The organism is Caulobacter sp. UNC279MFTsu5.1, assembly GCF_900114015.1.
Taxonomy (GTDB): domain Bacteria; phylum Pseudomonadota; class Alphaproteobacteria; order Caulobacterales; family Caulobacteraceae; genus Caulobacter.
Map to the genome: position 1 here is coordinate 1 of NZ_FORN01000046.1, position 21,635 is coordinate 21,635.

Genomic DNA, 21,635 nt, shown 5'->3' on the forward strand with positions numbered 1-21,635 from the left:
ACAACATGGAGCTGCGCTGGGACGGCGTGCCGACCCTGGCCGACGCCATGGCCATGCTCAAGAAGCAGGCCGCCAACACCCCGCCGCCGCAGTGGGTGCGGGTGGTGGGCGGCTTCACCGAGCACCAGTTCGCCGAGAAGCGCCTGCCGACCCTGGACGAGATCAACGCCGCCGCGCCCGAGACGCCGGTGTTCATCCTCCACCTCTACGACCGCGCCCTCCTCAACCGCGCCGCCCTGCGCGCCGTCGGCTACACCAAGGACACGCCCAACCCGCCGGGCGGCGAGATCCAGCGCGACGCCTCGGGCGAGCCGACCGGCCTGCTGCTGGCCCAGCCCAACGCCACCATCCTCTACGCCACCCTGGCCAAGGGGCCCAAGCTGCCGCCCGAGTACCAGCTCAACTCCACCCGCCACTTCATGCGCGAGATGAACCGGCTGGGCGTGACCGGGGTGATCGACGCTGGCGGCGGCTTCCAGAACTATCCCGACGACTACGCGATCGTCGAAAAGCTGCATGCCGACGACCAGCTGACCCTGCGCATCAGCTACAACCTGTTCACCCAGAAGCCAAAGGCGGAGCTGTCGGACTTCCAGTCGTGGTCCAAGCAGATCAAGCCGGGGCAGGGCGACGACAAGTACCGCCATAACGGTGCGGGCGAGATGCTGGTTTACAGCGCCGCCGACTTCGAGGACTTCCGCGTCGAGCGGCCCGAGATGCCGCCCAACATGGAGAGCGATCTCGAACCGGTGATCCGCCTGCTGGCCGAGCAGCGCTGGCCCTGGCGGCTGCACGCCACCTATGACCAGACCATTGATCGGGCGCTGGACGTCTTCGAGACGGTCAACAAGGACGTCCCGTTCGACGGCCTGCATTGGTTCTTCGACCACGCCGAGACGATCAGCGAGCGCAACATCGACCGCATCGCGGCCCTCGGCGGCGGCATCGCCGTGCAGCACCGCATGGCTTTCCAGGGCGAGTACTTCATCGACCGCTACGGCGCCAAGGCGGCCGAAGCGACGCCGCCGATCAACAGGATGCTGGCGGCCGGAATCCCGGTCGGTGCCGGCACCGACGCCACGCGGGTGGCCAGCTACAACCCTTGGGTTTCCCTGAACTGGCTGGTCACCGGCAAGACCGTGGGCGGCACGCGCCTCTATCCGCCGGCCAACCGCCTGGACCGGGAAGAAGCGCTGCGCCTGTGGACCACGGCCAACACCTGGTTCTCGAATGAGGAAGGCTCGAAGGGCCAGATCGCCGTCGGCCAGCTGGCCGATCTGGCGGTGCTCAGCGCCGATTATCTGCGCGTGCCCGAAGAGGAGATCCCGCACCTGGGCTCGGTCCTGACCCTGCTGGGCGGCAAGGTGGTGCATGGCGAGGGGGACTATTCCAAGCTGGCCCCGTCCCTGCCCCCGCCCATGCCCGATTGGTCGCCGGTGCGCACCTTCGGCGGCTACCAGGATCGTTCGAAGTCTCACGCCAGGGCCCTGGCCTCGGCTTGCGGCTGCGCCAACGGCTGCGGCGTCCACGGCCACGACCACGCCGCCGCCCTGGGGGGCGAGGCGCCGACTTCCGACGCCCGCTCCTTCTGGGGCGCGTTCGGTTGCGGCTGCTGGGCGGTATGAACATGACCACGCCCACGCCGATCGCGGCCCTGCTGAGATCCCCCGGGCTCTCGATCCTGGCCCGGGGGCTGCTCACCCTGCCCTACTGGTGGAGCGGCCTGAGCAAGATCGCCGACCTGCACGGCGCTCTGGCCGAGGCCGCGCACTTCGGACTGCGGCCGGCCTGGCTGACCGTCGTCGCCACCGTGCTGGTCCAACTGGGCGGTTCGGCGGCGGTGATCTTCGGTCGCGCCACCTGGCTTGCGGCCGGCGCCCTGGCGGTGTTCACCGCCATAGCCACCCTGATCGCTCATCCCTTCTGGATCGTCTCGGACCCCATGGAGCGTTTCCATGCGCTCAACACCTTTCTGGAGCACATCGGCCTGATCGGCGGCTTCATGCTCGTCGCGATCCTGGTCCAGAAGGAGCCCGCCCAATGATCGCCGGCCCCAAACGTCTCGCCGGCCTCACCGGCATGGGCATGGCCTTCGTCGGCGGCTATGTCGACGTGATCGGCTTTGTGCTGCTGTTTGGCCTCTTCGTCGCCCACGCCACCGGTAATTTGGTCATGCTGGGCGTCGGCCTGGCCGGCGACGCCGGCGGCCTGGCGACCAAGCTGCTGGCGCTTCCGGTGTTCGTCGGCGCGGCCGCCGCCACCTACGCCCTGATCCGCTGGCGCAATAACCGGGGCCAGCCTTGCGAGGTCCTGGTCCTGATCCTGCAGGCGATCCTGCTGCTGGCCTTCATGCTGCTGACGGTCAAGGCCTTGCCCGCCGCGAACGCCAACGCGCCGGGCGTCATGCTGGCGGGCCTGGTCGGGGTGGTCGCCATGGCGGTGCAGAACGTCGGCGCCCGCGCGGTCTTCACCCACCTGGCGCCCACTACCATGATGACTGGCAACGTCACTCAGATCGCCATCGACCTCGTCGACCTGGCCATCGCCCGGGGACGGCCTGACGAGGCGCTGCGGGCGCGGATCCTCAAGACCTGGCCGCCGGTCGCTGCCTTCGCCCTGGGCGCCATCGGCGGCGCGGTCGGCGTGCTGCTCGCGAGCGCCTGGAGCCTGGTGCTGAGCGTGGTGGTGGTCGCGGTGCTGGCGGTGCTGCACGCCATCCGTGGAGAGCGTTCGTGAGGCTGGCGGCGACGATCCTTCTGGCCGCTCTGGCCGGCGCTGGAGGCGCCCAGGCCGCCGACGCGCCCGTGTTCAAGCTGGTCCGGTCGGACGAGGACTACGGCTACCTGGCCAAGGCGGACCGCACGGGCCTCGACGCCCTTCGCTATATTCCGGTCGGCCCGGACGCCTATCTGGCCCTGGGCGGCGAAGGGTCCGCTTCCTGGAGCGGTTTCCGAGTCTGCTTCTAGCGCAGCCCGGCTGGAGACCGGACGCCCTGACGGACCGATTGGGGGGCTATCTGACGTCAGGACAGCGCGACCTGTAGCTCACGCCACACTTGTTCGACTTCTTGACGGGTCGGTGCGCTCAGCGTGTTCAACTTGCGGGCCTGCGCGACGTAGAACCGCCACTTCATCGCAAGCTCAGTGCCGTTGAAAACGCCCTCGTGGGCGGTTGCCAATTGATCAGCAACAGCAGCCGCACCCTCTTCGCGAAGGCGAGCAGCGATTTCGATGACACGTCCGGCAGTGACCATGGCTCTCTGTAGCAGACCTTTTTTGAACGTCTCAGATGGGGGCGATCATTGCCGGCGGGATAGTGCGTTGAAGGTCGTGTTTCGGGAGCGGCTCCAGAATCTGCAATTGGCGCATGATCGCTCCTGCTGGCGATCTGAAGAGCCAAGCCTCTGGGCGTCCATTGTTGATTAGCGGGTGGCGTGTGATGGCTTTTTCTGGCGCGATCGTCGCCTAGCTGGGGAGCCTGAAATGATCATTCGCCGTCGGACCGTGCTTGCGGCGGGCGCCGTCGCCTCCCTGGCGTCGGGACTGGCTGCCGCCCAGGGCGGCAGGTCGAACGCGGCGCGCTTTTCGCTCGCCTTCGCACCCCATGAAGGCAGTTTCGCCAGCCGCGGCGGGCTGATCGAGCAGATCGCCTTTGCGGCGGACCAGGGGTTCACCGCCTGGGAGGACAACCAGGCGCGGGACCGTCCTGTGGAAGAGCAGGAGCGAATGGCGCGGGCGCTCGAGCAACGCGGCATGACGATGGGGGTCTTCGTCGCCAGCATGCCCAAGTGGGCTCAGTTCCGGCCCGTGCTCGGCGGCCCCGATGACGCGGAGCGGGACGCGTTCCTGGCCGACATTCGCGCGTCCGTCGACGTGGCCAAGCGGCTGAACGCCAAGTGCATGACGGTGGTCACCGGGTTCCTGGATCCGAAGACGCCGCTAGATATCCAAACGGCGCGCATCATCGACGTGATGCGCCGGGCGAACGACATCGTGGCTCCACAGGGCCTGGTCATGGTCATGGAGCCGCTGAACACCCGCATCGACCATCCCAACGTCTACATGCAGACGATCCCGCAGGGGTTCGCGATCGCGCGCGCCTTGAACAGCCCGGCCGTGAAGGTCCTCGCCGACCTCTACCATGCGCAAATTCAGTTCGGGAATCTGATCCCGACGCTGGAGGCCTGCTGGAGCGAGGTCGCCTATGTGCAGTTCGGCGACAATCCAGGCCGCAAGGAGCCGACCACCGGCGAGATCAACTACGCCTCGATCGTCCGGTGGCTGAAGTCCCGGCGTTATGGGGGCGTGATCGGCATGGAGCATGGCAATTCCCAGGCCGGACGTCCCGGCGAGGAGCGCCTGGTCGCCGCCTATCGCGAAATTGACCAGGGGTGAGGACCTCCGCTGACGCGGCGGCTTGCTTGGGACGGATGGCGCTCGCGGCGCCCTGGTCATCGCCGCTCTGAGCTGCGGTCGCGTGGCGCTTCTGGCGGATTCCAGCCCAATGGGCTACGGGAACGATGGGCAGGGCGGGATTCTGACATCGCGCCCTGTGGCCGGCGACGGCCGTCCCGCGAACGTGGGGCCGGCCGCGAAGAGGGCGATCGCCGCCGCCGTAATCGTCCAACACGCCTTCCGCATCTGTCTCGCCGTTCCATTGTCGTCACTGCTCGAAGCGCCAGTAGTCGAAATCGAACATCGGGTTGTCGCCGGATCCCTTGAACACCAGGAACAGGTCGCGCACCCCCGTCGCCGCCGTGACAGGAGTCGTCTGTTCGCGCCATTGGCCCGCCGGGCCCGTCGCCCCGACCTGCATCGTGCCGATCACCGGACCGTCGACCCTGTCGAGCCGGAGCTCGATGGCCCCCCCGGGCCGGCCGTTGGCCAGGTTGGCGACGAAGGTCTTGGCGCCCGTCTGGCCGAAGTCCGCGCCGGCGACCTTGATGTAGCTGCGGTCGGTGATCCGCGTGACGTACACCCTCGCGCGATCGTCCTGCGCCGTCGTCACGCCTGGCGCCCAGTCGTACGGCCGATCGCGATCGCGTTTGAGGCGGGAGGTCCAGGCGATCGTCTCGGCCTCGACCTGCCTGTAGGGGTTCAGCGTCCCGACCTGCGGCGCGCTGGCCTTGTCCCACCAGCCCAGGTTCGGAATGGTCCCGTCGGCGTTGTAGTCGAACTTGGCCACCGACACGGATCGGCGCTCGTGATGGATCGGCGTCAGCGCGAAATTGTGCTCGTAGCTGAAGCCGAAGACGTAGGAACCGCCCTTGTAGTCGATGACGCCCGGATGATTTCCGGTCGCGCGCGGGTCGTGGTCCATGATCGGACCCTTGTAGGTCCATGGCCCCGTGGGCCCGTCGCTCATCGCATAGCCGATCCCCTCCGGGCAGCAGGTCGAAGCGAAGGCCATGTAGTAGCGGCCCTGGCGCTTGTAGAACCAGGGCCCCTCCTGATAGTCGCCGATACCGGGCTCGATCTTGGTGATGGACCCGGAATAGGACACCATGTCCTTGTTCAGCTTGACGTACCAAAGGTTCGGGTTGCCCCAGTAGAGATAGGCTTGGCCGTCGTCGTCGATCCACGCGGTGGGATCAATGTTGTCGCGGCCCGGCCCGATCAGCGGCTTGCCGAGGGCATCCTTGAACGGTCCGGCGGGATTGTCCGCTACCGCCACGGCGATGACGTTCTTGGGCGATCCCGCGACGCTGATCGGCACGTAGAGATAGAACCTGCCGTCCCGGGCGATCACCTGCGGGGCCCAGGCGTCGTTGGTCTGCACGGCCCAGGGAAAGGTCTTGAGGGAGGCCACGACGCCCCGGTCGGTCCAGTTGACCATGTCGGTCGAGCTATAGAGCCGCCAGTCGAGCATCTTGAAGCCCTCGGCGTCGTCCTCGTCATGGCTGGTGTAGAGATAGACGACCCCGTCATGCACCAACGGCGCGGGATCGGCGGTGAAGCGGGTCTGGATGATCGGATTGTCCGCCCGCGCCTTGGCGGCGGACAGACCGATCGTCAGCGCGGCGAGCGCGAGCAGGACGGGTCTCGAGAGCATGGACGTGATCCCAGCTGGCGTCGGGTCAGGGGGTGATGGTCACGATCACCCGCTTGTAGCGGGTGAGGGGCGGGGTCCCCTTGTCAGTCACCCGAACGATGAAGTGGGCCTCACGCGGCGCGGTGACGATGGGCGCGGTGAAGTCGACCGTATGGATGTTGGCGGCGATGCCATTGGGAATCGCCGACTGCCAGTGGCCGATCTCCTGATAGTGCAGCCATTGGAAGCTCAGGCTGTCGCCATCGGGATCGGTGCTGTCGACCGCGCTCAAGACGAAGCGCTGGCCTGATTTCACGGTCAATCGGTTGGGGTGCGCGAGCCTCACCTCCGGCGGGTGATTGGCCTGGGCGAACGGCCGCGTCGTCCAGTCCATCCGTGCGGCGAAATCGTTCTGCAGATCATCGCGCCATCGCCAGATTCCGGCGCGGAAGTCCTTTGATCGTTCCGCCGTCGTGTGAGCGCGGCCAAAGTCCTGGGCGACCTGCGGCGTGAACGTATCGATCGCATTGGTCCAGATCGGCCGGGTCTCCGGCTCGATGGTCACCCCGCTGAAACCGCTCGGATCGGTGGTGGCGACGGCCGGCGTATAGAGTTCGTAGCGGCCGCCCCATCCGCCCCAATCCGGGTGTTCGGGATCGCTCAGGCCGTTGGGGATCAGCGACAGGAAAGCCGGCGTGTCGCCTTCCATGCCATAGGACACGTCAGGGTAGAGGGCCCCCAGGGGACCATGGCCCTGTTGGATGTTGTCGCGCAGCCAGCTGTTGCTGACCGTGCGGTTGTCGGCGCCGTCGATGACGGTGTGAATGCCGGTCCAGGTTCCCGCGCCATAGCCGCCGGGGCTGACGACATAGAAGATCTCGGGAAAGTTCCGGCGGATCCAGGCCCCGCCATCGTCCTGGTCCGAGATCGTATAGACCCGCAGCTTCGCGATCAGGCGGCGGGCCGCTTCGGGCGTGCGCGTCTCGCGGATCGTGTGGAGGGCCTGGGCCAGCGTGTTGACGCCGCCCCACACTGAGATCCAGAGCGGGCGTGGATCGTCGCGCTCCAGCGCTTGGATGATCAGCCGCGACCCGGCCGTATCCTTGCCCGTCCCGACCGCGACCATGCCGTAGTCCGGCTGCCCTTCGCTCACGAGAGCGCCGAGCCGGTCGGGTGTGGGGAAACCGGCTTCGTGTTTGACCAGGTTCGGGCGGACCTTGGCATAGGCCTGGATGATGCGGCGGATCGATTCCGGATGCGTCGAGGTCTTCATGTGGATCGATGTCGTGGCCACCAGCCCTTCCAGGTCGATCTGGTTGGCGTAGAGCATGAGCCGCACGAAGGATTGGGTGTCGTCGGGATCGGCCTCGATGTCGCTCAGCACGATCATGCGCTGGCGTTCCGTGGGCGCAGGAAGAGGCGCCTGGGCGGCCACGGGCCAGGCGAAGGTGGCCAGAGTGGCGGCGATCGCAAGCAGTCTCGCCAGTTTACGAGGGTGTTTTTCCCGTTGTCCGTCCCGCATGGCCTGGCCGCAAAGACGCGCCTGCGCGTCGCCGCCGGCCGGCTGCCGGGCCGCGAACAAGTCCGTCGCGCCGTTCATTTGGTCGCTACATGTCGGTGTTTGGATTTGGCGCCCTCGTGGCGAATGCAACGCCAGTCCATCATCGAACACCTTCCTGCCCCATCTCTTTTTGTCTGACTAATGGTTAGCGCAACCGTTGAGTGATGCGAAGCGTGAATATCGTGGGTCGAAAGGCGCGGCGGATCTCGTCATCTCTATAAGCCAAGGCGTAGAGCACCGTTCACTGGCGACCGCCGCTCACGGTTACGGCGCGGATGCGCCAAGGAGCGCGGCAAGAAGGCGTCGAAGCCGGCACGAGCAGTCTAGTCTTGTCTGGTTAAATCTCGGACCTTGGCGTTCGGCCGTCGATTTGCGCCCGTCGCCCCGCTCAAACGATCCGAGGCCAGCCGCCCGCCGGCCACAGGTCGATTGTCCATTCCCTGCAGGTCAGCCAATCTCGCCCCCTACGTCCCGCGCCCTGAACGTCGCCTTCCTGGAGGTGAGCCAAGGTCCGCAAATGGCGCTGTCTCGCCGCTTGGCGGTCCCGTTAAGCGGCGTCCGCCACGGCGCGATGTCCTTGCATCAACAGTTCGCAGTTCAGCGTCAGATTGGCCGCCGGACCGACCGCGCCCAGGCTGTGCCAACTGGCGCCGACCCCTTCGATCAGGAGCAGCAGGCCGTCGGCGAGTGACACGGGCGCGCCGAAGCCGGCCCGCCTGGCCGTTTCGATCAGGTGATCGCGCAGCCGGGTCTTGTAGAGCCTGCCGACCCGGCGGATCGGATGGTCCTGGTCGCTGATTTCGGCCTCGAGATTGGACAGGAGCCATCCGCGGTAGCTTGGATGCGTCGCCTTGGCGGCGGCGGCCGTCACGACCGCGCGGATCTGCGCCAAGGGTTTGTCGGGGAGCTGCCTGGCGATGATCATCAGTTCGTCGAGATCCTCGAGGGCGAGCTTGGTCAGGCAGGCGGCGGCCAGATCGTCCTTGGACTGAAAATATCGGTACAGGGTCGTCTTGGTGACGCCGCTGCGGGCGGCGATGTCGTCGACGCCGATCGCCCGAAAGCCATGCTGGTAGAAGAGTTCCGTGGCCGCATCGATCAAACGATCGGGCGCCGGTCGGTGGGGGAGGTCTGAGGTCTGGGGCTTGGTTTTCACAATCGAGATCCTTGTGGAAACACCTTGAGACGGAGAGCGCGCTAGAGCGCGTGGGGTGAAGGCGGGAGCGGTTTCGCTCGCCAAATGCGCTCTAAGCTCTTTGAATCTAGAGCCTGTTTATCGGGTTCGGATGGTTTCATCTGAACCCGACAGGCTCTAGTGCGCCGCCGACGTGTCGGCCACCCGGGTGGGGCGTGGCGCCAGCCAGATGATGAAGGCGGCGGCGATGAACAGCGCGGCCATCGCCAGGAACACCTGGTTGGTGGCCAGCATCACGCCCTGGCCCTGGACCAACTGCTCGAGATTGCCCCGCGCCTGATCGGGCGACAGGCCGCTGGCCGTCATCTGGTCCATCGCGTCCTGCGCGCCGTTCAGCAGGCCCGACAGCTCGCTGCGGTTGCGGCTGGCGCTGTCGGACCACACCGTGGTGACCATCGATGTCGCGACGGCGCCCGAGAGCGTGCGGCAGAAGTTCATAAGGCCCGCAGCGCTGGCGGTTTCCGGCTCGTTGACGCTAGCCAGGGCCAGGCCGGTCAGTGGCACGAAGAAGAACGGCATGCCAAAGCCCATGAGCAGCAGCCAGTGGCCGATATCGAAGAAGCCCATGTCCGAGTTGGCCAGGCTGCGCATGTAGGCGATCACGCCCATCCAGATCAGGCCCATGAACACCAGCCGCCGCGGATCGACCTTGGCCGACAGGCCGGCCGCGAGTGGGGCGACCATCACCGCCGTCACCCCCAGCAGCGCCGAGACGTAGCCGGCCCAGGTGGCCGTGTAGCCCATGTTCTGCTGCAGCCAGAGCGGGGTCAGCACGTTGATGCCGAAGAAGGCTCCGAAGGCGGCGCTGAGGGTGGTGACGCTGGCGGTGAAGCCGCGATGGCGGAACACCCGCAGGTCGACGATCGGGTTCTTTTCGGTCAACTCCCAGATCAGGAACGCCGCGAAGCCGATCGCCGCGACGATGGCCAGGCCCGTGATCATCGGCGAGGCGAACCAGTCGTGCTCCTTGCCCAAGTCCAGCATGACCTGCAGGGCGCCGACCCAGACGATCAGCAGGCCCAGGCCCACCAAGTCGACCCGAGCCCTGGCCAGCGGCGTCTCATGGTTGCGCAGCAGCCGCCAGGCGAACCAGCTGCAGATCGCCGCCACCGGCACGTTGATCCAGAAGATGAAGGCCCAGCCGACGTTGTCGCACAGGGTTCCGCCCAGGATCGGGCCGAGGATGGGCGCGACCAGGGTGGTCATGGCCCACAGCCCGGTGGCGGCCGCGGCGTATTTCTTGGGAAAGACACGCAGCAGCAGGGTCTGTGACAGCGGCATCAATGGACCGCCGCAGGCGCCTTGCAACACCCGGAACAGCACCAGCAGGCTCAGCGAGGGGGCCAGGCCGCACAGGAACGAGAAGAGCCCGAACCCGATCATCCCGGCCACGAAAACCTTAACCGCGCCGAAGCGCGCCGACAGCCAGCCGGTCAGCGGCACGACCACGGCCTCGGCCACCGCATAGGAGGTGATCACCCAGGTGCCTTGGCTGGGCGAGACGGCCAGGGCGCCGGAAATGTTCGACACCGAAACATTGGCGATGGTGGTGTCGAGCACCACCAGGAAGTTGGCGGCCGCCAGAACCAGGCCGGCGAAGATCATCGCCGGTCCGGTGAGGGGCGCGGGGGATGTCGCCGAAGCGGCGACAGCGGCGGGGGCCTTGGCCATGACGGCGGTCCTTGGCTGTGCGAGGGGCGGATGCGGGTGGTCAGCGGGCGGTGTTGATGGTCGCCTTCATCGACAGGCCCACGCGCAGCGGGTGGGCCTCAAGGTCGGCGGGATCGATGGCGACGCGGACGGGCAGGCGCTGGACGACCTTGATCCAGTTGCCGGTGGCGTTCTGGGCGGGGATCAGGGCGAAGGCCGAGCCGGTGCCGCCCGACAGTCCAACGACCGTGCCGCGATACTTGACCGAACCGCCGTAGAGATCGGCCTCCAGCTCGACCGGCTGGCCGATCCTGACCTTGCGCAGCTGGCCTTCCTTGAAGTTGGCGTCGACATAGGCCTGTTGCACGGGAACGACCTGCATCAGGACCGCGCCGGCGGCGACCCTCTGCCCGACCTGGACGTTGCGACGGGTCACGACGCCGTCGATCGGCGCGCGGATGACGGTTCGGGCCAGGTCCACCGATGCCTGGTCGACCCGGGCGCGCGCCGCGGCGACCTCGGGATTGGTGTCGATGTTCGTTCCGTCGGTCAGGACGGTGTTGGCGGCCAGCGAGCCAGCGGCGGCGGCGCGGTTGGCGACGGCCTGGACCTGGGCGGCCTTGGCCGAGGCGAAGGCCGCCTGGGCGTTGGCGAAGGCGTTCTGGGCGCGGGTCAGTTCGTCGCCCGACACCGCGCCGGTGACGGCCAGGGCCTTGCGGCGATCAAGGTCGACGCGGGTCCGGTCAAGGTCGGCCTGGGCGCCGGTCAGGGTTGCGGCGGCCCGGTTCTCGTCGGCGTCGCGAGCGGCGATCTGGGCCGACAGGCTCCGGTCGGTGGCCAGATAGCCACGCACTTTGCGCTGGGCCCTGGCCAGGTCGGCCTGGGCTGAGGCCAGGGCGATCCTGGCGTCGGTGTCGTCGAGCACGACCAAGACCTGGCCCCGCTTGACGGCCTGGGTGTCGTTGACCGTGACTTCGCGCACCGGACCGCCGACCAGAGGGGTGACCTGGGCGACATAGGCGCCGACATAGGCGTTGTCGGTCTCGACGTGATGCGAGCCGACCAGGGCGTAGTAGGCGCCGTAACCGGCCGCACCGAGCAGGACGGCGGCGGCCAGGCCGGCGAACAGGACCTTGCGCTTGCCGTGGGCGTTCGCGTCGGACGAAAGGGCGGCGGTGGTCTGGGTCTCAGGCGTGTCTTGAGAGTCAAACATGGGGGATGGCTCCGGGAAGGGGATGGGTTCAGGCGGCGTGGAAGCCGCCGCCGAGGGCGCGCACCAGGGCCACATCGAGGGTGAAGGCGCGGGCTTCGAGGTCGGCGACGGTCTGCTGGTTGGTGATCATCGCGTCCTCGGCGGTCAGGACGTCGAGATAGGTCGACAGGCCGCCGCGATAGCGCTGCAGGGCGATGTCGTGGGCGTTGCGCGAGGCCTCGTAGGCCTTGCGGCTTTCCGACAGGCGCGCGTCCAGGGCGCGGGCGCTGACCGCGGCGTCGGCGATGTCCTGCAGCGCCCGGGTCAGGGTCCCATTGTAGCTGGCCACCGCGGCGTCGTAGTCGGCCGCCGCGCCGCGATAGTTGGCGCGCAAGGCGCCGCCGTCGAAGATCGGCAAGCGCACGGCGGGACCAATCGATCCGATGCGCGAGCCGCCTTTGGCGAAGAGGTCCAGACCAAGGGACTGCTGGCCGAAATAGGCCGCCAGATCGATGTCAGGATAGAACTGGGCCTTGGCCTCCCTGACCCGATGGGCCGAGGCTTCGGCCCGCAGGCGGGCGGCGATGACGTCGGGCCGACGGCCGATCAGGTCGGCCTGCAGGTTGGCGGGAAGGCCGAAGGCCTTCAGGGCGCCGACCTTTGGACGTTCGATCGCCAGGCCGCGGTCGGGACCGGCCCCGAGCAGGGCGGCGATGCGATTGCGGGTCAGGCCCAGCGACTCGTCGGCGGCCGCCAGGCCGGCGCGGGCCGCGGCCAGATTGGCCTTGGCCTGCTCGGACGCGCCTTGGTTCTCCAGACCGTTTTCGCGCCGGTCGGCGGTCAGTTGGGCGGTCTGTTCGCGGGTGCGGACCGCATCCCGAGCCGCGTCACGGTCAGCGAACAACTGGGCGAGATCGGCATAGGCGGCCGCGATGTTGGTCGACAGGGTCAGGCGAGCCTGCGCCGCCTCGGCTCGCGAGGCCTGGGCGTCCGACGTCGCCGCCGCCAGGGCCGCGCGGTTCTTGCCGAAGAAGTCCAGTTCGTAGGTGAAGTCGAGGGTGGCCCGGCCGCTGTCGTTGTAGCCCTGCGGCACGAAGGCGGGCGGGATGCCGTTGTTGTAGCTCTGCTTGACGGAGGCGTAGGAGCCGTTGGCCGTCACGCTGGGCAGGGTGGCGGCCTTGGCCTGGCCCGCCAGCGCCTGGGCCTTGGCGACCCGAGCCTGGGCGGCGGCCAGGTCGGGCGAGCCGCTCAGAGCCTCGTCGATCAGGGCGTCCAGCTGTGGGTCGCCATAGGCGGCCCACCAGCGATCGGAAGGCCAGTGGGCGGCCGGGGCGGCCAGGCTGGCTTCGGCGGCGTAGGTCTGCGGCGGCTTGATCGTCTGGGCGGGCGGAAGTTTCGGAACGGCGGCGCAGGCGCAAAGGCAGCTGGCCGACAGGAGGCACGCCATCAGGGCGCGCCGGGGGGCGGGGGAGGGCATGTAGGGGACTTTCTAAGACCGTACCGTATGGTCCATTTATATTTTCGGATGACGTCGTCAAGCGAAAAGTGTACTGGTTGGTCCAGAAAAGATTGAGGGGCCGAGAAACGCCGCATGCGGGTCAAGACCGAAGAGAGACGATTGGCCATTCTGGAGGCCGCCAAGGGCGTGTTCCTCGAGCGTGGCTATGTGGCCGCCAGCATGTCCGAGGTCGCCGCTCGGGTCGGGGGCTCCAAGCAGACCCTCTACAGCTACTTCGCGTCCAAGGAGGATCTATTGGTCGCGGTGATGCTGGAGAAGGGCGCGACGATGATCGATCCGCTGTTCGACCGCTTCCACGACAATCGTGATCTTCCCACTGGCCTGGGCGAGTTCGCGATCCAGTATCTGCGCTTCCTCAGCGATCCGGAGATCGTCGCCTTCCGACGGATCATCTATGCCGAGGGCGCCAAGTCCAATCTCGGCAAGCTCTTCTTCGAAAACGGTCCCAAGCGCGGCTGGACGCGCATGGCGGCGGATTTCAGCCGCGCCATGGATGACGGACGCATGCGCCGGGCCGACCCATGGCGGGCGGTGGCCCATTTCCTCGCCCTGTGCGAGGCCGGCCCGGCTCAAAGGCTCATGGAAGGGGCGGTGGATGCGATCGCCGAAACGGATCTGGTCGGGGCGGCCGAAGCAGCGGTCGACGTCTTCGTTCGCGCCTATGACTTGAAGGATGTGACGCCGTCTGGAGGTTGAGCCGCGACGGCGGATACGGAAGCATCCCTTCGCAAGAGGGGGCGATGTCGGAGCCATTCAGCGCGCCTGCCAAGCGCCCAAGCTTCTGGCGAGGCTAAGCGGCGCATGCTCCCGGTCTCGCGATCGAAGGTCTGCTTTTCGCGAGACTTCCAAGTCCGCTATGGGCGCGTCCCGGAAGCCGGCGCTGCTCACTGCATGAACCAGCCATGGCTGACCACGACCGATTGGCCGGTCAGGGCGTTGGTCGGGAAGCTCGCCAGGAACACCGCCGTGCGGGCCACATCGTCCACCGTGGTGAATTCTCCGTCGACGGTTTCCTTCAGCATCACGGTCTTGATGACCTCGTCCTCGCTGATGCCCAGCTCCTTGGCCTGTTCGGGGATCTGCTTGTCGACCAGGGGCGTGCGGACGAAGCCGGGGCAGATGATGTTGGCCCGGACCCCGTGCCTGGCGCCCTCCTTGGCGACCACCTTGGCCAGGCCTTCCAGCCCGTGCTTGGCGGTGACATAGGGGGCCTTGAGCACCGAGGCCTCCTTGGAGTGCACCGAGCCCATATAGATGACGCTGCCGCCGCGACCCTGGGCGTACATGCGCTGCAGGCAGGCGCGGGTGGTCAGGAAGGCGCCGTCCAGGTGAATGGCCAGCAGCTTCTTCCAATCCGAGAACTTGTAGGTGTCCAGCGGCCCGACGATCTGGACGCCCGCGTTGGAGACCAGGATGTCGATCCCGCCGAACCGAGCCGCGACGGCGGCGATCCCGGTCTCGACCTGGTCCTCGTCGGTGACGTCCATGGCCACGCCGAAGGCGCGTTGGCCGCTGGGGTCGAATTCCAGGGCGGTGGCGTTGGCGGCGTCGATGTTGAGGTCGGCGATGGCCACCTTGGTCCCGTTGGCCAGGAATTCCTTGGCGATGTCCTTGCCGATGCCGCTGGCGGCGCCGGTGATCACGGCGACCTTGTCTTGAAGGCTCATGGTCGGTCCTTTCCGGGGGAGGAAGCGGGCTTGGGGGTCGTGAAGTCGAAGGTCTGGACCGAGTGGGCCGCGGTCGGCGGGGTCAGGACCTCGGGGTGGGCCAGGGTGAGCAGGGCGTCGCGGCGGCCGGCGTCCCAGTGCTCCTCCATCGTCCGACGCGAGAACTCGTAGTCCTTCGACTGGCCCTCGTAGGTGGCCGAGCGGTAGACCAGCTGGACGATGTTGTAGACGGCGGGGTCGGACGCCTGGGCCAGGAGCTGGGCCTGGGGCGTGGCCGCCAGTTGCGGCGGCATCTGGGCCAGCAGTTCGTTGAAGGCGGCGCGCAGTTTCTGAATCCGCTTGAAGCTGTCGGTCGCCGCGCGGGTGCGGCTGGAGAACTGCACCTCCTTCATCCGCACCGCCACCTCCGACAGGTCGCGCGGCAGCACGCCCTGGGCGCTCCACAGGTCGACCTGGAAGATCAGAGTGTCGAGGTCCGACCGCGCCGAAAGCACCCAGTCCAGCGGGGTGTTGGAGACCATACCGCCGTCCCAGTAGAACTCGCCGTCGATCTCCACCGCGTCGAAGGCCGGAGGCAGGGCGCCGCTGGCCATGATGTGCTCGGGGCCGATGGTGTCGGTCTCGTTGTCGAAATAGGCGAAGTTGCCGGAGCGGACGTTCACCGCGCCGACGCTGAAGCGCATGGTCCTGGCGTTGATGCGGTCGAAATCGACCAGCCGCTCCAGAGTGGGCTTGAGGGCCGAGGTGTCGTACCAGCTGGTCGCGCCCGGAGCGCCGGCCAGCCGCAGAAACGGCGGCGGGGCCCGCGGGGTGAAGAACCCGGGCACGCCCTTGGCCGCGATCTGGCCAGCCGACAGCTGGTTGACCCAGCCGCGCGCGGCGTCGCCGTTCAGCAGGTCGGTCCAGCCGCTGACCCAGCCGCAGTCGCGGGGCTGGCTGACCAGCTCCCAGAACGCGCGCAGCTTGGCGACGCGATGTTCACGCGGATTGCCGGCGATGATCGCGCTGTTGATCGCTCCGATCGAGATGCCGGCGATCCAGGTCGGCTCGACATTGGCGTCAAGGAGGGCCTCGTAAACCCCGGCCTGATAGGCGCCGAGCGCGCCGCCGCCTTGCAGCAGTAGGGCGACGCTCTCGAAGGCGGTGGCGTTGGCTTTAGGGTGCTCGGCCGGGGCGACCGCCCCCCGGCGCCTTGGCTGGAGCCGGCTATTCACGTTCGGGGACTGGGACGTTGAAGCCGTTGAGGGTGACCGAGACCAGGGCGTAGAGGCCGACCAGGTAGATCAACTCGTTGGCGCCGTGCTGGCCGAAAGTTTTGACTGCCAGGGCGTACAGCGGCTCGGGCAGGACGCCGCCGCGGCTCAGGGCGTAGGCCACGTCGAAGGCGATGCTCTCGTCCGGGGCCAGGTCGCTGGGCTTGAGGTCAGCGACCAGGGTGGCTAGGCGCTCGGCCGGCATGCCCTCGCGCTCGGCGACGGCGATGTGGGCGTAGATCTCGTAGGCGGCGTCATAGCGAGCCCCGACCACCAGGATGGCGATCTGCCGGACATTGTCGGGCAGCACGGCGTTGGCGGTCATGGCCAGGGTGAAGTCCCAGATCGCCTTGCCGATCGCCGGCTCGTGCAGCCACGGGTTCCACGGCCCCATCAGCGCGCCGTCCTCGCGCTGGACCTTGAAGGCGTTGAAGTGGCCGGCGATCCCCTGTCGCATGTCGTCGTAGAGCGGTTTCTGTTCGGGGGAGAGGTCGGCGGGAGCGATCAGGGGAAGGCGCATCTGGGATCCTTCGACGAGCGAGGAGCGGCCGTGGGCCTGGCGACGCAGGAGGGGCGCCGAGCCTATGGTGCGGTGCAGCAGAGATATGGTGGGATGACGTCGATTGAAGGGGCCGCGTTGCTCGCCGACATCACAATTCTTCGGAAAAAGCGCCAGTCCCCATGGCGGAGCTGACTTGGCCGCCCGGCAGGATTGGGCCGATCCGCTGAATCCGGCGCGATGTCACGCCCCGTGGGCAGCGGCAATCTTCGCTCGTGGCGCCTTCACGCGTCCATGTTGGCCTGTTCGAGCGTCGGCGAGCTATCGGCCGGAAAGACCGGCTCGACAGGGGCGAGGTGTTTCATCCGGGCAAAGTTGGCGCCGGATCGCTGCGTCATCGCGCTTATCCTAAGCGCCAGCCGATGCCCCATGCGACTTGGGGCGGCCGGACCCTAGAGCAAGCCGGGCGATGTCGGAATCGCTCGGCTTGCTCTAGATTTTTGTTTTCGCATCGCTTGCGGAAAACCGGCGGCCACTTTTCTGCGCGGTGCTTTAGACTACTCCGGTCTCAAGCATGCCATCGGCCACTTCGAGCCTCCCGCTACGGGTTGGCGCCGCCCAGCGCCGGGTTGATCATCGCCGGTGGGGGCCGGGGTGGACGTCGTGTTTCTGGCGCGGTCTGAGAGTCTGGTTATGGCGCGGCCCAGCCACAGACCAAGTGGAGCGGGCGGAAGGGCTCGGGAATCACCCCTCCCGCAATTGGCCCAATCCGCTACTGCTCCTTCTTGAACATGTTCTGGAAGATGAGCGGACCCCAGACGGGACCGCGGGCGTGAACCAGCGCGCCGCCCTCGTCGAACCGCCCCAGATTGACGGGGGCGAAGCCGAGCTGTTTGGCCAGGGTCGCCACGGGCGCGACTGCATCTTCGTCGTCGCTTGCGAGGAAGACGACGCGGTGACCGCCCACGACGACTGGATCCGTCGCCAGAGCGATGGCGCCCAAGTGGTTGAAGCCCTTCACGACCTTGGCGCCGGCGTAGAGTTTGGCGACGAACGCGGAGGACAGCAGGCCGTCCATCTCTTCCAGCGGAGCCTGCGAGTTCGTCGCGTCGACGAGGGTCTTGCCTTCCCAGCTCGGCAGGGTCCTGGCGACATCCCGATGAGACTCGGAGCGGACAGCCAGAAATATCGTGTCGGCCTTGAGGGCGTCCTGCAGGGACTTGGCGATAACCGTCGGGCCGATAGCTTTCGCCTGCGGCGCCAAGGCCCCGGGCGGGTGGCGGCTGGCGACGGCCACCTCGATGTTCCTGCGGGCGAAGGCGTGGGCCAGGGCCTGGCCGATCTTGCCGAACCCTATGATCGCATAGCTCATGATGGTTCTCCTGTGGTGTTGGGATCGGTCGCCGGGGGCGATCCGGCGCGAATTCAGATGGCCGAAAAACCGCCGTCGACCGCCAACTCCACCCCGTTCACGAAGCTCGAATCGTCCGAAGCTAGGAACAGCGCGGCGGCCGCGATTTCCTCGGGACGGCCCATCGTTCCCCTCGGGATCAGGGACTCGAACATTTTCTTGGCCTCTTCGGTCAGGACCTGATCCTGCATCGGCGTGGCGACCGGTCCCGGATGCAGCACATTCACCCGGATGTTTCGGCCCTTCAGCTCGTTGAGCCACCCGCGGGCGAAGGCGTGCAGGGCCGCCTTGCTGGCCGCGTACACGCTGTAGCCCGGAAACCCTTTGAGCGAGGCCACCGACCCGGTCATGAAGATCGACCCGCCGTCGTTGAACAGCGGCAAGGCCTTCTGCACTGTGAAGAGGGTTCCACGCGTGTTCAGGCCGAAGGTTGTATCGAAGTGCTGTTCGGTGATCTCGCCGAGCGGCACAGCTTCACCCATGCCGGCGCTCGCATAGAGCACGTCGATCTTGCCCTTCTCGCGCTTGACCGTATCGAACAGGCGGTCGAGGTCGTCGAGATTGGCCGCGTCGCCGCGCACGCCCGTCACGTTCCGGCCGATCGCCTTCACCGCCTCGTCCAGCGCCTCCTGCCGCCGACCGGTGATGAACACATAAGCCCCTTCCTCGACGAAGCGTTTGGCGCTGGCCAGCGCCATGCCGCTCGTTCCGCCCGTGACGACCGCCACCTTGCCTTCAAGCTTGCCCATGATCTTCTCCTTCCAGGTTTCGTTTGATCGCCCGAGGACGATCCAAGAGCCCCGAAATAGGCCTGCCGGAGCCGGGCTTTCAGTGTGGAACGACGCACATCGATGGTGCAAAAACGATCCGCATGATTGATCGAGCTTCGTGGTATGGGCGACATGAACCTTGCGGATTGCGCGTCACGGTGCAAGATCGCACCGTGGAAAAGGTCGACTGGGACGATGTTCGCTACTTCCTCGCCGTCGGGCGCAGCGGCTCGGTAAGGGCCGCCGCCGAGCGTCTCGGCGTGAACCACGCGACCGTGCTCCGGCGCATCGCTCAGTTCGAGCAACGGCTGGGGGTGCAGGTCTTTGAGAAGCGGCCGTCGGGCTACCGCCTTACGCCCGCGGGCGAGGAAGTCGTCGAGTTCGCCGAGCAGATGGAAGCGTCGTCTCACCAACTGGAGACCCGCGTCTTTGGCCGGGACCAGAGCGCACGCGGACTTCTACGGGTCACGCTGCCTCCGTTCCTGGCGACCCACCTTCTCATGCCGGACCTGGCCGATTTCGCCCGCCTGCATCCGGACATCGAGATCGAGATCCTATCGACCGGCGAGGTGGCGAACCTGACCAACCGGGAGGCCGATGTAGCGATCCGCTTCGTCGTCGACCGCAAGATTCTGCCGCTCAATCTCCACGGCCTGATGGGACCGCAACTGGCCGGTGGGGTCTATCTGTCCCGCGATCTGCTGGCCAAGTGGCGTGCGGGCGCGATAGGGCCGATCCGGCCGATCGTCATCAACGATCGTGGCGTCCCCGACTGGGCCAACGCGGGCGAGATCCGCGCGGCCGGGGCGCCTTTCAGGGCTCCGGACGCCGAGGCGCAGGTCGCCGCGGTGCGGCACGGCATCGGTATGACAAGACTGCCGTGCTTCGTTGGCGACGCCGACCCCTTGCTGGCGAGGGCGCCGGGCATCGAGCCACGCCTCAACGGCGCGCTCTGGATTCTCACCCAGGGCGAGACGCGCAAGACCAAGCGCGTGCGGCTCTTCATCGAATTTCTGTCCCTGAAGTTCGCTGGCTACGCACCGCTGCTTACAGGGCTGTCCGCATCCGGCGACTGATGTGCGGCAGGTCGCTCACCGGGCCTCAAGCCTCGATCGGCTGGAAGCTGCCCGGGTCCAGGCCTTCGGGGACGCCGCGGACATAGAGCCCTTCGGCGTGGTGGCGTTCGAAGTCCTCGACCTCGTAGACTTGGCCGCTGAAGACGCCCAGATGGGGCAGGTCGACGCCGGTGCGCAGCACCTGCTCGCCGGGCTGGAATGTCCGCTCGATCATCTTGGCTTTCCCGTCCTGGTGTGACGCCCATCCTGTCGTTCCGATGGGACGGCCTCAAAACACGTATCCGTCAGTAGCTTGGCCTTGGCGCGCGCACCGTCCGGAACGTCACCGAATAGCGCAGCGCGGCGACCGGCGGGATGCTGTGCTGCCAGTCGCTGCGGGCCGGCCCGCTCATCAGATAGGCCGAGCGGGGCTGGGCCTCGATCGTGGCGCGGTCCCATCTGTCTCCGGCCTTTCGCCGCAGACGAAAGCTGCAGGGCGAGACCAGCGACACGCCGGCGATGGCCACGGCGGGCGGGCGGTCGCGATGCCAGCCGATGCCGGCCCCCGGCGCATATTCGGTGACCAGGGCGTGGCGGAAGCTTTCGCGGGCGAGACCCGTGAAGGCGGCGACCTTGTCGAGCAAGGGGCGCAGGCAGTCGGGGATCGGCTCGCCGGTCTCGATCATGCGGCCGCTGTCGTCCCGCCGCCAGCCGAAGCTGGCGACCCGGCGGTTGCCCAGATAGCCGAGGTGCTCGTAGGGCTTGAAGTCCAGGTCGGCGAACCGAGCCACCAGGTCGCATTCCTCGGCCGGGCCGATCAGGTCGGGCCGATAGGCGAAGCCCTGCGGCATGGGCCAGCGCGGCGCGGGCGGCAGGTCAAAGAGGCTCGGTTGGACGCTCATCGGGCGTCGGCCTGTCTGGTGGTCGCGGGCGGATCGACCTGGCGCACGGCGCGCCAATACGACCACGGGACGCCGGCCGTCAGCGCCATCTCGAACCAGGCCTCTTCGCCGTCAAAGTCGGGCACATGCTCGGGCAAGACGAAGGTCACACGGCTGCGCGAGGCGGGGCGGCCGCTGGGAAAGGTGAAGCAGAGGGTGAGGTTGGGCGGGGCGCCGGCCTGTTCGTGCTGGCGGGTCAATTTCTCGATGCTCTTGCGCCAGACATGGGGCGGCTGGCCGGCGGGCGCGGCGACGCGTCCGCGACGCGGGGAAGGGGGCATGGCGGATGTCCAGGTTGTTCTCCAATTGTTCTCATTGGCCGGCGGGAGTCAATGGACCGGAACGCGAAATGGGGGTTGGTCCTGACGAGGCCGCGACTTGCCTGGGAATCGGCTCTGGCGCTATGCGGGCGATATGGAGGATCAGGCCCCGGATCTGGAAGCGATGGCCGCGACGTCGAGACTACGGGCCTGGACTGGCGTCAGGACGAGATCATCGAGCTGGCCATGGTCCCGTTCCGCTACGGGGTGGACGGGAGGATCTACGAAGTCGGCAAGGCTTTCCACGGCTTTCGCCAGCCGACGCGGCCAATCCCGCCCGAAATCACCGCCCTGACCGGCATCGACGACGCCATTTTTCTAAGCCGAAATCCGATCTCGTTTCCCATGTCTTTGGAATCAAGAGTCCCGCCGCGGCAGCCGCGCAAGTAAGGCGTTACTTCACTACGCCTAAGGAGCGAGCGCCGCTCGCTGACCAGCGTTCAAATCCCAGGCAGCCGCGTCCTGTCGCAACCCGGGCCGCCAGAAACCGCCACGTTGTTCTTCGATTCCTCCGGCGGCGGAGCAATGTGACGCCCTTGGTTGCGGCTTGGGCCGCAAAGAGGGGAAAATCG

At 67.2% G+C, this 21,635-nt stretch carries 23 protein-coding genes; 8 read left to right on the forward strand and 15 right to left on the reverse strand.

Annotated elements, in window-relative coordinates:
• From BM066_RS20735 to BM066_RS20750, 4 genes are all read left to right on the forward strand, one after another.
• Positions 1 to 1,625: amidohydrolase (locus tag BM066_RS20735; RefSeq protein ID WP_089929135.1), on the forward strand; the 1,625-nt coding region annotated here is incomplete at its 5' end.
• Positions 1,626 to 1,627: 2 nt separating this feature from the next.
• Complete coding sequence (locus BM066_RS20740) at positions 1,628 to 2,044, forward strand: DoxX family protein (protein ID WP_026176538.1); 417 nt, start codon at positions 1,628 to 1,630, stop codon at positions 2,042 to 2,044.
• Entirely contained in the window at positions 2,041 to 2,736 is a 696-nt protein-coding gene (locus tag BM066_RS20745) for a YoaK family protein (RefSeq protein WP_089930158.1), read from the forward strand. The genes BM066_RS20740 and BM066_RS20745 overlap by 4 nt, the downstream gene beginning before the upstream one ends.
• Positions 2,733 to 2,966 carry a hypothetical protein gene (locus BM066_RS20750; protein WP_018062015.1) on the forward strand — a complete coding sequence of 78 codons (234 nt, stop codon included), beginning with the start codon at positions 2,733 to 2,735 and terminating at the stop codon, positions 2,964 to 2,966. Before BM066_RS20745 ends, BM066_RS20750 begins: the two co-directional genes overlap by 4 nt.
• A 56-nt stretch (positions 2,967 to 3,022) precedes the next feature.
• Here BM066_RS20750 and BM066_RS20755 read toward each other — a convergent pair whose 3' ends face one another.
• Positions 3,023 to 3,253, reverse strand: coding sequence for a hypothetical protein (locus BM066_RS20755; RefSeq protein WP_018062016.1), 231 nt, complete (start codon positions 3,251 to 3,253; stop codon positions 3,023 to 3,025).
• Between the two features lie 175 nt (positions 3,254 to 3,428).
• Here BM066_RS20755 and BM066_RS20760 point away from each other — a divergent pair, with 175 nt between their 5' ends.
• Positions 3,429 to 4,394, forward strand: a complete 966-nt coding sequence (locus BM066_RS20760; protein ID WP_255367673.1) for a hydroxypyruvate isomerase family protein — start codon at positions 3,429 to 3,431, stop codon at positions 4,392 to 4,394.
• 268 nt (positions 4,395 to 4,662) lie between these two features.
• On the opposite strand, the gene BM066_RS20765 is transcribed toward BM066_RS20760, so the two are convergent.
• The 6 genes from BM066_RS20765 to BM066_RS20790 all read right to left on the reverse strand — a co-directional run bounded on the left by BM066_RS20765 (position 4,663) and on the right by BM066_RS20790 (position 13,075).
• Positions 4,663 to 6,051, reverse strand: a complete 1,389-nt coding sequence (locus BM066_RS20765) for a glycoside hydrolase family 43 protein (protein WP_018062018.1) — start codon at positions 6,049 to 6,051, stop codon at positions 4,663 to 4,665.
• 25 nt (positions 6,052 to 6,076) lie between these two features.
• Positions 6,077 to 7,630 carry a DUF1593 domain-containing protein gene (locus BM066_RS20770; RefSeq protein ID WP_018062019.1) on the reverse strand — a complete coding sequence of 518 codons (1,554 nt, stop codon included), beginning with the start codon at positions 7,628 to 7,630 and terminating at the stop codon, positions 6,077 to 6,079.
• A 508-nt stretch (positions 7,631 to 8,138) separates the two neighbouring features.
• Positions 8,139 to 8,747 (reverse strand): TetR/AcrR family transcriptional regulator, encoded by a 609-nt coding sequence (locus tag BM066_RS20775; protein ID WP_026176539.1) that lies wholly within the window; start codon positions 8,745 to 8,747, stop codon positions 8,139 to 8,141.
• A gap of 156 nt (positions 8,748 to 8,903) precedes the next feature.
• Positions 8,904 to 10,457, reverse strand: a complete 1,554-nt coding sequence (locus BM066_RS20780; protein WP_026176540.1) for a DHA2 family efflux MFS transporter permease subunit — start codon at positions 10,455 to 10,457, stop codon at positions 8,904 to 8,906.
• 40 nt (positions 10,458 to 10,497) lie between these two features.
• Positions 10,498 to 11,649, reverse strand: a complete 1,152-nt coding sequence (locus tag BM066_RS20785; protein ID WP_018062022.1) for an HlyD family secretion protein — start codon at positions 11,647 to 11,649, stop codon at positions 10,498 to 10,500.
• A gap of 28 nt (positions 11,650 to 11,677) precedes the next feature.
• A complete protein-coding gene (locus BM066_RS20790; protein WP_018062023.1) occupies positions 11,678 to 13,075 on the reverse strand; it encodes an efflux transporter outer membrane subunit in 1,398 nt (465 codons plus the stop codon).
• Positions 13,076 to 13,219: 144 nt separating this feature from the next.
• Here BM066_RS20790 and BM066_RS20795 point away from each other — a divergent pair, with 144 nt between their 5' ends.
• Complete coding sequence (locus tag BM066_RS20795) at positions 13,220 to 13,843, forward strand: TetR/AcrR family transcriptional regulator (protein WP_018062024.1); 624 nt, start codon at positions 13,220 to 13,222, stop codon at positions 13,841 to 13,843.
• Between the two features lie 188 nt (positions 13,844 to 14,031).
• Here the strand turns inward: BM066_RS20795 and BM066_RS20800 are convergent, their stop codons facing one another.
• From BM066_RS20800 to BM066_RS20820, 5 genes are all read right to left on the reverse strand, one after another.
• Entirely contained in the window at positions 14,032 to 14,814 is a 783-nt protein-coding gene (locus BM066_RS20800) for a 3-hydroxybutyrate dehydrogenase (RefSeq protein WP_018062025.1), read from the reverse strand.
• Positions 14,811 to 16,028, reverse strand: coding sequence for a patatin-like phospholipase family protein (locus BM066_RS20805; RefSeq protein ID WP_018062026.1), 1,218 nt, complete (start codon positions 16,026 to 16,028; stop codon positions 14,811 to 14,813). Before BM066_RS20805 ends, BM066_RS20800 begins: the two co-directional genes overlap by 4 nt.
• The gene (locus BM066_RS20810) at positions 16,021 to 16,587 is read right to left on the reverse strand and encodes a carboxymuconolactone decarboxylase family protein (RefSeq protein ID WP_018062027.1); all 567 of its coding nucleotides are present in this window, start codon (positions 16,585 to 16,587) and stop codon (positions 16,021 to 16,023) included. Before BM066_RS20810 ends, BM066_RS20805 begins: the two co-directional genes overlap by 8 nt.
• A gap of 751 nt (positions 16,588 to 17,338) precedes the next feature.
• Positions 17,339 to 17,938: an NADPH-dependent F420 reductase gene (locus BM066_RS20815; protein ID WP_018062029.1), complete on the reverse strand. Its 600-nt coding sequence runs from the start codon at positions 17,936 to 17,938 to the stop codon at positions 17,339 to 17,341.
• Between the two features lie 53 nt (positions 17,939 to 17,991).
• On the reverse strand, positions 17,992 to 18,726 hold the full coding sequence (locus tag BM066_RS20820; protein WP_018062030.1) for an SDR family NAD(P)-dependent oxidoreductase: 735 nt from the start codon (positions 18,724 to 18,726) through the stop codon (positions 17,992 to 17,994).
• Between the two features lie 194 nt (positions 18,727 to 18,920).
• On the opposite strand from BM066_RS20820, the gene BM066_RS20825 reads away from it, so the two are divergent.
• On the forward strand, positions 18,921 to 19,823 hold the full coding sequence (locus BM066_RS20825) for a LysR family transcriptional regulator (RefSeq protein ID WP_049801098.1): 903 nt from the start codon (positions 18,921 to 18,923) through the stop codon (positions 19,821 to 19,823).
• Positions 19,824 to 19,848: 25 nt separating this feature from the next.
• On the opposite strand, the gene BM066_RS20830 is transcribed toward BM066_RS20825, so the two are convergent.
• The 3 genes from BM066_RS20830 to BM066_RS20840 form a co-directional block, all read right to left on the reverse strand.
• Complete coding sequence (locus BM066_RS20830; RefSeq protein WP_018062032.1) at positions 19,849 to 20,037, reverse strand: hypothetical protein; 189 nt, start codon at positions 20,035 to 20,037, stop codon at positions 19,849 to 19,851.
• A gap of 70 nt (positions 20,038 to 20,107) precedes the next feature.
• The gene (locus BM066_RS20835; RefSeq protein WP_049801096.1) at positions 20,108 to 20,704 is read right to left on the reverse strand and encodes an alpha-ketoglutarate-dependent dioxygenase AlkB; all 597 of its coding nucleotides are present in this window, start codon (positions 20,702 to 20,704) and stop codon (positions 20,108 to 20,110) included.
• Positions 20,701 to 21,024: a hypothetical protein gene (locus tag BM066_RS20840; RefSeq protein WP_018062034.1), complete on the reverse strand. Its 324-nt coding sequence runs from the start codon at positions 21,022 to 21,024 to the stop codon at positions 20,701 to 20,703. Before BM066_RS20840 ends, BM066_RS20835 begins: the two co-directional genes overlap by 4 nt.
• A 51-nt stretch (positions 21,025 to 21,075) precedes the next feature.
• On the opposite strand from BM066_RS20840, the gene BM066_RS20845 reads away from it, so the two are divergent.
• On the forward strand, positions 21,076 to 21,453 hold the full coding sequence (locus BM066_RS20845) for an exonuclease domain-containing protein (protein WP_018113012.1): 378 nt from the start codon (positions 21,076 to 21,078) through the stop codon (positions 21,451 to 21,453).
• The last annotated feature ends 182 nt before the right edge of the window (positions 21,454 to 21,635 follow it).